Genomic DNA, 11,776 nt, shown 5'->3' with positions numbered 1-11,776 from the left:
TGGGGAAATAGGGTAATGGGTTAATCCTGTATAATTGTTTCAAGCGCGATTCGTGCCATATCGTCAAAGGTACGTTCTCTGTCACGGGCAGGAGTAGATTCATGTGTAAGAAGGTGATTGCTGACGGTGAATATTGCAAGTGCCTCTACGTTCTGCTTTGCTGCGGCAAGATAGAGGGCAGCTGCTTCCATTTCGGCGGCCAGAACACCATAGCTTGCAAGCTTTTTCAGGTCAAGCTCATCATCGTAGAGTTTATCCTGAGCCAGAACATTGCCGACGTGGAAAGGAACCTTTAGCTCGCGTGCCGCATGGACAGCCTTTTCCAGCAGATTGAAGGAAGCACAGGGGGCGAAGGAGATACCTGCGCCGAAGGTATTTCGGCATATATTGGAATCAGTCGTTGAGGCGGTTGCCATGACAACGTCACGTACGTTGATGTATCGCTGCAGCGCGCCACAGGTACCTACGCGGATGATTTTTTTTGCGTCATAGCCGGAGATTAACTCCGATGCGTAGATGTGCATGGAGGGCATGCCCATACCTGAACCCTGTACTGATACAGGAACGCCTTTGTATAGTCCTGTATATCCCAGCATGTTTCTGATGTCAGAGTACAGCATGGGTTTCTCAAAGAATGTTTCCGCTATATGCTTAGCTCTGAGCGGGTCACCCGGCATTAAAACGCGTTCTGCTACTTCTCCCGGTTTGGCGGCAATATGATGACTCATGTTAATCCTCCTCAAAGAGTTTAATTTACTTGTGTCTTTTATTATAATGCCTTTAATCAAAGTTTGCCATTGGAAAAACGAAGAGGAGGTGTCATAACGTGGAGTAATGTTTTAGTACAATGCCTACGGATATAATATTTTTTATCGAATATACGGGATATGTGGATTATACGGGGTTTTTTTGATATAATGCAGATATGTATTGAGTGTTCACGTATGATTTCAAGTTATTGGGAAAAGTGACTCTGATAATTATAAACTATAGGGAGGCATAACGTTGAAGATTTCAACACGAGGGAGATATGCGTTGAGGTTGATGATCGACATCGGTATGAACGATAAGGATAATCCGGTGCGTATCAAAGACATCGCGCAGCGGCAGGAGATTTCCGAAAAATATTTGGAGCAGATAGTGTCTGTTCTGAACAAGGCCGGCTATGTGAGAAGCAGCCGTGGCCCGCAGGGAGGCTATCGTCTTGCGCGTGCGCCGAAGGATTATACGGTAGGGGATATTCTGACGCTTATCGAAGGAAGCCTCGCTCCTGTGGCGTGCCTTGACACCCCTGTCAATGAGTGTCCGAGAGAAGCTGTTTGTCCTACACTTATCCTTTGGAAAAAAATCGATGACGCTGTTCATGGTGTCGTTGATTCGATAACCCTGGAGGATTTGTTGAAGTGGCAGAATCAGCTTTTGCCGGAGGAAAAATAAAAATTATGATTTTTCAACGGGTGGGTGAATGATGCGAATTGCACAGGCAGGTTTGTTTCGTTCGATAAAAAAAGATTTGGAAATTCTGGAAGAGGATCTTCTTGAGTCAGTGAAATCGGATGTTCCTCTTGTTACTGAGGTCGGAACGCATCTTGTTAAGTCAGGCGGAAAGCGTCTGCGGCCTGCGCTGCTTCTTGCGGCTGCACACGCCAGCAGGAATTTTTCCCGTGACCGTGTGATGCCGCTGGCAGCTGCCGTGGAAATGATTCACATGGCGTCTTTGGTTCATGATGATGTCATCGACCATGCGGATACACGCAGAGGAACTCCAACGGCGAATGCCAAATGGGGCAATCAGGTTGCTATATTGAGCGGCGATTATTTTTTTGCACAGGCGTTTTCAAAGGTTGCCCATGCGCGTTACGGTGAAGAGGTCGGGATGCGTCTTGCAAAGCTGGTGTCTGAGCTTTCTGTCGGTGAAATACAGCAGGACGCTATGATGTTTACGGCAGAGCACAGCATCGAAGAGTATTATCAGCGTATCGAGAAGAAGACGGCAGATTTTCTGGCTATATGCTGTGAGCTTGGAGCAATGGTGTCGGGAGCGGATGAAGAGGTCTGCAGAGGTCTTTATTCATACGGACACTGTATCGGTATGGCTTTTCAGATTACGGATGACCTTTTGGATATTGTAGGTGACGCGAAAAAGCTTGGAAAACCTGCGGGAAATGATATTCTTCAGGGTGTTGTTACGCTGCCTGTTATCCGTGCGCTGGAGAAGTCACCGAATCGTGACGAACTGGCGGCAATCATTACAAACCGTCATATGACAGATGAGGATGTAAAACGTGCATTGGAAATTGTAAAGGCAACGGACGGCGTTGATTTTGCAAAGTCCAAAGCAGATGAGTTTTTGGCAGAGGCAAAAAAAGCGCTGCCTAAGGAGCTGCCGGAGGATATTCGTGAAACCTTTGTTGCAGCTGCGGATTATATAGGAAAAAGAGATTTTTGAGAATCTGATGATGCACACAGGTTTTACTGTGAGTTTGCATTCAGGTTATGAAGGAGAGAAATACCATGTTTGGAATTGGCGTACCTGAACTTTTGTTGATACTTGTTATTGGCTTAGTGGTATTCGGTCCCGGAAAGCTGCCTGAAGTCGGAAGAGCAGTTGGAAAAGGAATAAGGGAATTTAAGAAGGCTACAACGGCACTTACTGCGGAGGATGAGCCGGCAAAGGAAGAGCCGAAGAAAATTGTTGCTAAAGAGGATAATGAGGTAATATCAGCAGATGAGCAGAAGAAAAAGTCAGGAAAATCGGAAAAATCCAAGAAGGCGAAAAAAGCCTGAGGAACGTATCGAAGAGCGGCTGAATGCGGAAACAAAGCCTTCTGACGATAAAAATGCTTCCACTGCGGCTGCTGCTCCGATAGGGAGCGTAGTTCATCCGATTGCGTCGGATGATGATACTCCCATTGATGAACGTGAGGAAGCCCCGGGACTTCCGATGGAAGAGGAGCCTGAGGAGGAAGTAAAAGCATCGGATGACGAATCAGAGGATGAAGCTGATTCTGAGGATGAGGACGAAGAGGATGATGAAGCCGATGATGCTGAAGAATCCGATGAGAATGAAGATGAGAATGAAGATGAGGGCAGCATGTCCCTTATACGTCATCTTGAGGAGCTTCGTACACGTATCATAAAAGCACTTCTGGCCGTAGCTGTAGGAAGTGGAATTTCATATTTCTATATAGAAGAAATCATGCACTATATAACCATGCCGTCGGGAAAGCTGTATTATCTCCAGCCGGCAGAGGCTTTTTTTACGTATTTGAAGATTGCGTTTTTCGCAGGATTTCTTTTGGCGCTCCCGGTTATTTTCTATCAAATCTGGCGGTTTGTGCTTCCTGCACTGACTGTCCGCGAAAAGACGGTAATAGCGCTCTTGGTGCCAACATCCGTTGTGCTTTTTTTCAGCGGTCTGGCATTTTCATTCTTCCTCGTTCTGCCTGCGGCAATGCAGTTCTTTGTCGGATTCAGTACCGAGGACCTGCAGCCGATGTTTTCGCTGAACCAGTATTTTAGTTTTGTCATATCGTTTATTTTGCCATTCGGTGCGGTGTTTGAGCTTCCTCTCATTGTCGTAGTGATGGCAAAGATGGGATTTATTTCATCGGAATTTTTGAAGAAGAAACAGAGGATTGTTCTGTTTCTGGCCTTTGTTGTCGGTGCGATTGTTTCGCCGACACCGGATATTTTTACGCAGTCAATGATAGCGATACCGCTTTTCCTGCTTTACGAAGTAAGCTATCTTATTGTTCGCTTCATACTGCATAAGTAATGACTAATCTTTGGGAGGTCTGACCTTGGCTTATAAGGATTTAAGGGAATTTATTGATGTACTCGAAAAGAAAGGTCTTTTGAAAAGAATTACGGCAGAGGTTGATCCGGAGCTGGAGATTACGGAGATTACTGACCGCATATCGAAAAAAGAGGGGAAGGAAAATGTTGCCCTTCTCTTTGAAAATGTAAAAGGCTCATCAATGCCTGTGCTTATGAACGCTTTCGGAAGCTATGAGCGCATGGCACTTGCACTTGGGGTAGAGAAGCTTGATGATGTGGCAGATGAAATCCGGAAGCTTATGCGTCTTCCGTATATTTCGCTGTCGCATAAAATGGACCTTCTGTCCATCATCCCTCTTGCGAAAAACGCAATCAATTTTCCAAAATATGTAAGCCATGCTCCGTGTCAGGAGGTTGTCGAGATGAATCCTTCTCTCGACGACATTCCTATTTTGAAATGCTGGCCGCAGGACGGCGGGCCTTTTGTAACGCTTCCGCTGGTCTTTACAAAAAATCCGGCGACAGACAAGCGCAATGTTGGAATGTACCGTCTGCAGAAATACGACTCAAAGACGACGGGTATGCATTGGCACATACATAAAAACGGAGCGGAGAATTATCGTGACGCAAAGGCAAGAGGCATGAACCGTCTTGAGGCAGCTGTTGCAATCGGAACAGATCCTGTACTGACATACGCAGCGACAGCGCCGCTGCCACGGGATATTGATGAAATGGTTTTTGCGGGCTTCCTTCGCCACAAATCTGTAGAAATGGTGAAATGCAAGACTGTTGATATTGAGGTTCCTGCGACAAGTGAAATTGTGCTTGAGGGCTATGTTGATGTTGATGAAAAACGCAGGGAGGGGCCTTTCGGCGACCATACAGGGTATTATTCCCTTGCAGATGATTATCCTGTATTTCATATCACCTGCATAACTCACCGCAAGAATCCTATCTATGCGGCAACTGTCGTTGGTCGTCCCCCCATGGAGGACTGCTACATTGCAAAGGCAACAGAGCGCATTTTCCTGCCGCTTTTGCAGCAGATGATTCCTGAGATTGTTGACATCAATCTGCCGCTCACGGGCGTGTTCCATAACTGCGCTATGGTTTCAATCAAAAAATCCTATCCACAGCAGGCCAAAAAGGTCATGCAGGCAATCTGGGGGATGGGCCAGATGATGTTCACAAAGATGATTATCGTTGTTGATGAGCATGTTGATGTTCAGGATGAAAAAGAGGTCTGGTGGCGTGTCTTTAATAATATTGACGCACGTCATGACCTTGTTTTTGTGGACGGTCCGCTGGATGTTCTCGATCATTCGTCTCCGATGCCGAAGTGGGGCACAAAGCTTGGTATTGACGCAACGAAGACGTGGCCGGAGGAAGGACATACCCGCGAATGGCCCGATGAAATTACTATGACTGATGAAATAAAGGAACGTGTGACGAAGCGCTGGAAGGAGTTTGGGTTTGAATAAGCTTAAGGCTCATATAGAAAATATTGCACTGCATCATACTATCTTTGACCTGCCTTTTGCCTACATGGGTGCTTTTCTTGCAGCAGGAGGTTTCCCAGATGTATGGGTACTGCTGTGGATTACTCTTGCAATAACAGGAGCGCGAAGCGCGGCACTGGCAATAGATAATCTGGTGGACCTGAAGTATGACCGTGTTCATCCGCGTTTTACGCGCAGACCTATGGTCACAGGTGAGGTACAGCCCTGGGAGGCAAAGCTTTTAATCGCGGTAAGTCTCCTTGTCTGTATCTTTGCGGTATATAAGCTTCCGCCAATATGTATAAAGCTTTTGCCGCTGGCTGCGTTTCCTTTTGTGATTTATCCCTTCATGAAGAGGATTACCTTTGCCTGCCACGCTGTTTTGGGGCTGTCTATTGCCATGGCGCCTGCAGGCGGATGGGTTGCGGTGCGCGCGTCGATTGACTATGAAATGATTGTTCTCTGTGCTGCTGTCGGTATATGGATTGCGGCCTTTGACGCTGTTTACGGCGCTCAGGATGAAAATTTTGACCGGGAGCACGGTCTGCATTCTTTGGCGACTGCTATGGGTGCAGCGGGGGCTATGCGTCTGGCAAAGGTTTTTCATGTTGTGTGCATAGGCTGCTTTATATGGCTTGGAGTCATTATGAACCTTGCATGGCCGTATTATCTCGGTGTCGCTGTTGCCGCAGTGACGCTTGTTTATCAGCACAGTCTGTTAAAGCCAAATGATTTTCACAATCTCACACAGATGTATTTTATGCGTAACGGTATTGTATCGGTTGTCATATTTTTATGTACCTGTGTGAGCTTTTATATTTGATTCAAATATTCTTTAGTGAATGGAGTGTTGGGTATGACGGCAAGAATTTTATCGGGGAAGGAATTTGCTGCGCGTATCAAGGCTGACGCAAAGGCAGAGGCAGAAAAGCTTCGTGAAGAAACGGGTGTTATGCCCGGGCTGGCGGTTGTGATTGTCGGAGAGGATCCCGCGTCACAGGTTTATGTCAGAAATAAGCATAAGGCGTGTGAGGAGCTGGGGCTTCACAATGTAAGCGTAGAAATGCCTGAAACGACGACACGGGAAGAGCTTTTTGCGAAAATTGATGAGCTGAATGCGGACCCGAAGATACACGGCATCCTTGTTCAGCTTCCGCTTCCTAAAGCTTTACAGTCAGCTGAGGCTGAGGTGCTTGAGCGGATTGATCCAAATAAGGACGTAGACGGATTTCATCCCGTTAACGTGGGCCGCCTGTCCAACGGAGCAGGTTCCCTTGTTCCGTGCACTCCGGCAGGCTGTATCAGAATGCTTGAACTGGCGGATATTCCAATGGACGGAGCGAAGGCTGTGGTTATCGGACGAAGCAATATCGTCGGAAAGCCTATGTTCAATCTTCTTTTACAGCATAATGCGACAGTAACAGTTGCCCATTCACATACGAAAAATCTCGCAGAGATTACAAAACAGGCAGATATTCTTGTCGCCGCTGTCGGTAAACCGGGGTTTGTTACGGCAGATATGGTAAAACCCGGCGCTGCCGTAATTGACGTGGGAATAAACCGTATAGCTCCCAAAAAACTCGTTGGCGATGTGGATTTCGACGGGGTTTCGGAGGTTGCCGGGGCTATAACACCTGTTCCGGGCGGAGTTGGTCTTTTGACAGTTGCCATGCTCATGCAGAATGTCGTTACAGCTGCGAAGCTGCAGCTTAAAAAGTAAGAATAGAAAAGTAAGCATCAAAAAGATTTTACCGGTTTTTCCTTGATTCACATAATAAAGAAATTTGAGGAGGAAATTGTAATGAAATCAGATGTTGAGATTGCACAGGAGGCTGTGATTCAGCCTATCACGGAGATTGCGGAAAAGCTTGGCCTGACTGCTGATGAAATCGAGCAGTACGGCAAGTACAAGGCAAAGATTACGCTGGATGCCTGGAACCGTGTTAAGGACCGTCCTAACGGAAAGCTTGTCCTCGTTACGGCAATCAATCCTACACCGGCAGGAGAAGGCAAGACAACGACCAGCGTAGGTCTTGCGGATGCTTTCCATGAGATGGGAAAAAATACCGCAGTCGCACTGCGTGAGCCTTCTTTGGGACCATGCTTCGGATTAAAGGGCGGTGCAGCCGGCGGCGGCTATGCCCAGGTTGTTCCTATGGAGGATATCAATCTGCATTTCACAGGTGATTTCCATGCCATTACTACAGCCCATAATCTTCTTGCAGCCGTAATTGATAATCACATCCAGCAGGGGAATGCTTTGGATATTGATGTTCGCCGCATCGTCTGGAAGCGTGTTCTTGACCTCAACGACCGCGCGCTTCGTCATGTTGTAATCGGTATGGGCGGAAAGCCGCACGGTGTACCGCGTGAAACAGGATTTGATATTACAGTTGCCTCTGAAATGATGGCTATTCTCTGCCTCGCTGACGGCCTTGAGGATATGAAAAAGCGTCTTGGAGAAATTGTTGTTGCTTATACCCGCGACGGCCGTGCAGTACGCGCCAAGGAGCTTAATGTTACCGGCGCGCTGGCACTTCTTTTCAAGGATGCTATCAAACCGAACCTTGTGCAGACTCTTGAGGGCACACCGGCATTTATCCACGGCGGTCCGTTTGCAAATATCGCCCACGGCTGCAACAGTATAATGGCAACAAAATTCGCACTGAAATTTGCGGATGTTGTTGTTACCGAGGCAGGCTTCGGTGCTGACCTCGGCGCGGAGAAATTCCTCGATATTAAATGCCGTTTCGCAGGCTTCCATCCTGATGCTGTAGTCATAGTCGCGACAGTACGCGCGCTCAAGATGCATGGCGGCCTCGCCAAGGCTGACCTTTGCAAGGTTGATATGGAAGCTCTCGACAAGGGCATGAATAATCTTTTGAAGCACATTGAGAATATTCAGCAGTTCGGACTTCCTGCAGTCGTTGCTGTCAATGCTTTCCCCACGGATACAAAGGAAGAGCTGGATTTCGTCAAAGAAAAATGCATGGACCTTGGAGCTGAGGTTGCAATTTCCGAGGTTTGGGCAAAGGGTGGAAAAGGCGGTCTGGAGCTTGCGGAAAAGGTTTCCGCTGCAATGGACAGACCAAGCTGCTTCGGATGCCTCTATGATGTCAATGATTCGATTCCTGACAAGATTGGCACCATCGCAAGAAAAATTTACGGTGCAGACGGGGTTGTCTTCACCAATGACGCGAAAAAGCAGCTCAAGGAGATTGAGGAGCTTGGCCTTGATAAGATGCCGGTATGTATGGCAAAGACGCAGTATTCCCTTTCGGATGACGCGACGAAGCTTGGATGCCCGACGGGCTTTACTATTACGGTACGCGAGCTCAAGGTTTCGGCCGGAGCAGGCTTCATTGTCGCGCTTACCGGCAATATTCTCACAATGCCGGGACTTCCTAAGCATCCGGCGGCGGAGAATATGGACATTGATGAAAACGGAAAAATTACAGGACTCTTTTAACTGGGGGATTTCAGTATGAAGCGTTTGTCGATAGAGCTTGTTCCACGGAGCGTTGAAGGGCTGAAGGAAGACCTTTCGATGCTTAAAAAACTGGATCTGAATATTGATGTTATAAATATTCCTGATCTCCTCAGATTTGAAACAAGAAGCTGGGAGGGGGCTGCTGCGGCTCAGGAGTTTTATCCTGCCGCTATTCCCCATATCCGCGCTATGGATATTGACCTTACCAAGCCGCTTCCTATGGCAAAGTTTTTCAAGGAAAAGCATATTCATGAAGTCCTTGTTATAGAGGGTGATCCTCCGCAGGACATGAAGCATACTGTTTATCCGACAGTTACGACGGATGTCATCCGCAAGTTTCGTGAGGAGCTTCCGGGAATCCGTGTATATGCAGGTATAGACCAGTACAGAGGCAGTATGCAGCAGGAGGAATACCGCATACGCCGCAAGCTTCAGGCAGGTGCCGCAGGCTTTTTCACTCAGCCGTTTTATGATATGCGGTTCCTTGAGATGTATCAGGATATGCTTGACGGTCTTGAGGTTTACTGGGGTGTTTCGCCTATCCAGTCAGAGCGCTCGCAGAGCTATTGGGAGCTCAAGAATCATGTTGTGTTCCCTAAAAAATTTGTTCCTACGCTTGATTGGAGCATTGATTTCGGAAGACGTGTTGTTGAAAACGCAGACAAGATGAACAGCAGCGTCTATATAATGCCAATAAAAGGAAATCTTGAGGAATATTTGAACGGTATTTTTCATTAAAGGTTAAGAGGTGGGAGCCGTATGTTTAAGATTCTGGAAAAGAAAGAGCTTTCTCCCGGAGTTTTTCGCATGGTGATTGATGCACCGAGGATTGCAAAAAAAACACAGCCAGGGCAGTTCATTATTGAACGCGTTGATGAAGAAAGTGAAAGGATTCCGTTGACGGTAGCTGATTTTGACCGTGAAAAAGGAACGATAACTTTGATTTTTCAGGCTGTAGGAGCTTCTACGGAGCTTTTGGCAGAGAAAAAAGAAGGAGAATCTATCCTGAACCTTGTCGGCCCTCTCGGCAAGCCTTCCGAGGTGGCTGAAGGGATTGGAACGGTAGTCTGCATAGGCGGCGGAATCGGTGTCGCGCCTGTATACCCGATTGCCCGTGCAATGAAGGAAGCCGGGAACAAAGTCATTTCAATCATGGGTGCCCGCAGTAAGGAAATCCTCATTATGGAGGATGAGATGCGGGCCGTGTCTGATGAGACAATCGTAACAACCGATGACGGAACATACGGAATCAAGGGCTTCGTTACGACAGCTCTCGGACAGCTTGTTGAACGCGGTGAAAAGATTGACCGTGTGTACGCAATAGGCCCTGTGGTCATGATGAAAAGTGTCGCGGACGCGACACGTCCTCTGGCACTTCCAACTGTAGTGAGCCTGAATCCTGTTATGGTAGATGGCACGGGAATGTGTGGCGGCTGCCGCGTTCAGGTTGGTACGGAAACAAAGTTTGCATGTGTAGACGGCCCGGAATTTGACGGCCACCTCGTAGATTTTAATGCGCTTCGTACGCGGCAGGGAATGTACCGCGATATGGAAGCTGAGGCTGAAAAAGAACACAAATGCCGTATCGGACTGGGGAGGGATTCATGATGGCACTGTCACTGAAGAAACATCCTATGCCTGAGCAGGCGCCTGAGGTTCGGGCACATAATTTTGAAGAGGTTGCCCTCGGATATGACGAGGAAACTGCAGTCGCAGAAGCTGAAAGATGCCTTCACTGCAAAATCCCGCAGTGCCGCAAGGGCTGTCCTGTCGGGATTGATATCCCTGAGTTCATAGCCAAAATCAAAGAGCGTGATTTCGACGGCGCGATTGCAAAAATCAAAGAATCAAGCTCCCTGCCTGCAATCTGCGGACGTGTCTGCCCACAGGAAAATCAGTGCGAGAAGTACTGTGTTCTGGCAAATAAAGGAGAGGCAGTAGCGATAGGAAGGCTTGAGCGCTTTGCGGCAGACCGTGAAATGGCGCAGAACCGTCCTGTTGAGCCGATACATTATGCGGAAGATGCGAAAAAGGTTGCGGTAATCGGAGCAGGTCCTGCAGGTCTTGCCTGTGCAGGAGATTTGGCGCGCAAGGGCTACCGTGTGACTATTTTTGAAGCGCTTCATACCGCGGGTGGTGTTCTGTCCTACGGTATTCCTGAATTCCGTCTGCCGAAGGAAAAAATTGTCAAAAAAGAGATATCGAATCTTGAGGCAATGGGTGTAAAGATTGAGCTGGACAGTGTAATCGGTCAGCTCTACACGGTAGATGAGCTTATGCAGGAGGAGGGCTTTGATGCGGTATTTGTTGGCACAGGAGCAGGTCTTCCAAGATTCATGGAGATTCCCGGAGAGAATCTGAACGGTGTTTATTCCGCAAATGAATTCCTCACACGCTGCAATCTCATGAAGGCATATCAGTTCCCGAAATACGGTACGCCAATCCGTGTCGGGAAAAAGGTAGCTGTTGTAGGCGGCGGAAACGTCGCAATGGATGCGGCACGCACCGCGCTCAGGCTTGGCGCCGAGCACGTGTATATCGTCTACCGCCGTGGTGAAGAAGAGCTCCCTGCAAGGCGTGAGGAGGTTCTTCATGCCAAAGCGGAGGGGATTGACTTCCGGCTTTTGAACAATCCTGTTGAGGTTGTGGGAGACGATAAAGGCTGGGTAAAGGCAATAAGATGTATAAAAATGGAGCTTGGTGAACCAGATGCATCAGGCCGCCGCAGTCCTAAAGCGGTTGAAGGCTCAGAGTTTGATTTGGAAGTTGATACCGTAGTTATGGCTATAGGTCAGGGACCAAATCCAATCGTTGCTTCCACAACTCCGGGTATGGAGACAAACAAGCGCGGAAATATTGTTGCGGACCCTGAGACAGGTGCAACAACAAAGCCGGGCGTGTTTGCAGGCGGTGATATTGTCACGGGTGCTGCTACTGTTATACTTGCTATGGGAGCAGGCAAAAAGGCGGCAGCAGCTATTGATGAGTACCTTAAAAATAAGTAGTA

At 47.9% G+C, this 11,776-nt stretch carries 12 protein-coding genes; 11 read left to right on the top strand and 1 reads right to left on the bottom strand.

The annotated features are described in order from the left end of the window. Window positions 1-20: 20 nt before the first annotated feature. Complete coding sequence (gene deoD / locus BUA83_RS05770) at window positions 21-728, bottom strand: purine-nucleoside phosphorylase (RefSeq protein WP_072935248.1); 708 nt, start codon at window positions 726-728, stop codon at window positions 21-23. 277 nt (window positions 729-1,005) lie between these two features. Here deoD and BUA83_RS05765 point away from each other — a divergent pair, with 277 nt between their 5' ends. The 11 genes from BUA83_RS05765 (at window position 1,006) to gltA (ending at window position 11,774) form a co-directional block, all read left to right on the top strand. Further along, window positions 1,006-1,437 (top strand): RrF2 family transcriptional regulator, encoded by a 432-nt coding sequence (locus BUA83_RS05765; protein ID WP_072935247.1) that lies wholly within the window; start codon window positions 1,006-1,008, stop codon window positions 1,435-1,437. A gap of 28 nt (window positions 1,438-1,465) precedes the next feature. Continuing rightward, window positions 1,466-2,449 (top strand): polyprenyl synthetase family protein, encoded by a 984-nt coding sequence (locus BUA83_RS05760; protein WP_234988280.1) that lies wholly within the window; start codon window positions 1,466-1,468, stop codon window positions 2,447-2,449. Window positions 2,450-2,514: 65 nt separating this feature from the next. Continuing rightward, entirely contained in the window at window positions 2,515-2,787 is a 273-nt protein-coding gene (gene tatA, locus BUA83_RS12475; protein ID WP_094756493.1) for a twin-arginine translocase TatA/TatE family subunit, read from the top strand. Next, window positions 2,729-3,778, top strand: coding sequence for a twin-arginine translocase subunit TatC (tatC, locus tag BUA83_RS05750; protein WP_234988279.1), 1,050 nt, complete (start codon window positions 2,729-2,731; stop codon window positions 3,776-3,778). Before tatA ends, tatC begins: the two co-directional genes overlap by 59 nt. Window positions 3,779-3,803: 25 nt before the next feature. Further along, entirely contained in the window at window positions 3,804-5,261 is a 1,458-nt protein-coding gene (locus tag BUA83_RS05745; protein ID WP_072935245.1) for a menaquinone biosynthesis decarboxylase, read from the top strand. Beyond that, window positions 5,254-6,102: a 4-hydroxybenzoate octaprenyltransferase gene (locus BUA83_RS05740; RefSeq protein ID WP_072935244.1), complete on the top strand. Its 849-nt coding sequence runs from the start codon at window positions 5,254-5,256 to the stop codon at window positions 6,100-6,102. The genes BUA83_RS05745 and BUA83_RS05740 overlap by 8 nt, the downstream gene beginning before the upstream one ends. Before the next feature lie 33 nt (window positions 6,103-6,135). Further along, entirely contained in the window at window positions 6,136-6,999 is an 864-nt protein-coding gene (folD, locus tag BUA83_RS05735; protein WP_072935243.1) for a bifunctional methylenetetrahydrofolate dehydrogenase/methenyltetrahydrofolate cyclohydrolase FolD, read from the top strand. An 81-nt stretch (window positions 7,000-7,080) separates the two neighbouring features. Beyond that, on the top strand, window positions 7,081-8,748 hold the full coding sequence (locus BUA83_RS05730) for a formate--tetrahydrofolate ligase (RefSeq protein ID WP_072935242.1): 1,668 nt from the start codon (window positions 7,081-7,083) through the stop codon (window positions 8,746-8,748). A 15-nt stretch (window positions 8,749-8,763) separates the two neighbouring features. Continuing rightward, complete coding sequence (locus tag BUA83_RS05725) at window positions 8,764-9,507, top strand: methylenetetrahydrofolate reductase (protein ID WP_072935241.1); 744 nt, start codon at window positions 8,764-8,766, stop codon at window positions 9,505-9,507. A 21-nt stretch (window positions 9,508-9,528) separates the two neighbouring features. Then, window positions 9,529-10,377: a sulfide/dihydroorotate dehydrogenase-like FAD/NAD-binding protein gene (locus BUA83_RS05720; RefSeq protein ID WP_072935240.1), complete on the top strand. Its 849-nt coding sequence runs from the start codon at window positions 9,529-9,531 to the stop codon at window positions 10,375-10,377. After that, window positions 10,377-11,774 (top strand): NADPH-dependent glutamate synthase, encoded by a 1,398-nt coding sequence (gene gltA / locus BUA83_RS05715; RefSeq protein ID WP_072935239.1) that lies wholly within the window; start codon window positions 10,377-10,379, stop codon window positions 11,772-11,774. Before BUA83_RS05720 ends, gltA begins: the two co-directional genes overlap by 1 nt. Window positions 11,775-11,776 lie beyond the last annotated feature (2 nt).

Origin of the sequence: Schwartzia succinivorans DSM 10502 (assembly GCF_900129225.1) — a bacterium.
In the GTDB taxonomy this organism is placed as follows: Bacteria; Bacillota; Negativicutes; order Selenomonadales; family Selenomonadaceae; genus Schwartzia; species Schwartzia succinivorans.
This window is presented reverse-complemented; position numbering and strand designations above follow the sequence as displayed.

Coding starts and splice junctions, on each gene's coding strand:
- deoD (WP_072935248.1), bottom strand. CDS start 728: ATGAGTCATCATATTGCCGCCAAACCGGGAGAAGTAGCAGAACGCGTT.
- BUA83_RS05760 (WP_234988280.1), top strand. CDS start 1,466: ATGATGCGAATTGCACAGGCAGGTTTGTTTCGTTCGATAAAAAAAGAT.
- tatA (WP_094756493.1), top strand. CDS start 2,515: ATGTTTGGAATTGGCGTACCTGAACTTTTGTTGATACTTGTTATTGGC.
- tatC (WP_234988279.1), top strand. CDS start 2,729: ATGAGCAGAAGAAAAAGTCAGGAAAATCGGAAAAATCCAAGAAGGCGA.
- folD (WP_072935243.1), top strand. CDS start 6,136: ATGACGGCAAGAATTTTATCGGGGAAGGAATTTGCTGCGCGTATCAAG.
- BUA83_RS05730 (WP_072935242.1), top strand. CDS start 7,081: ATGAAATCAGATGTTGAGATTGCACAGGAGGCTGTGATTCAGCCTATC.
- BUA83_RS05725 (WP_072935241.1), top strand. CDS start 8,764: ATGAAGCGTTTGTCGATAGAGCTTGTTCCACGGAGCGTTGAAGGGCTG.
- BUA83_RS05720 (WP_072935240.1), top strand. CDS start 9,529: ATGTTTAAGATTCTGGAAAAGAAAGAGCTTTCTCCCGGAGTTTTTCGC.
- gltA (WP_072935239.1), top strand. CDS start 10,377: ATGGCACTGTCACTGAAGAAACATCCTATGCCTGAGCAGGCGCCTGAG.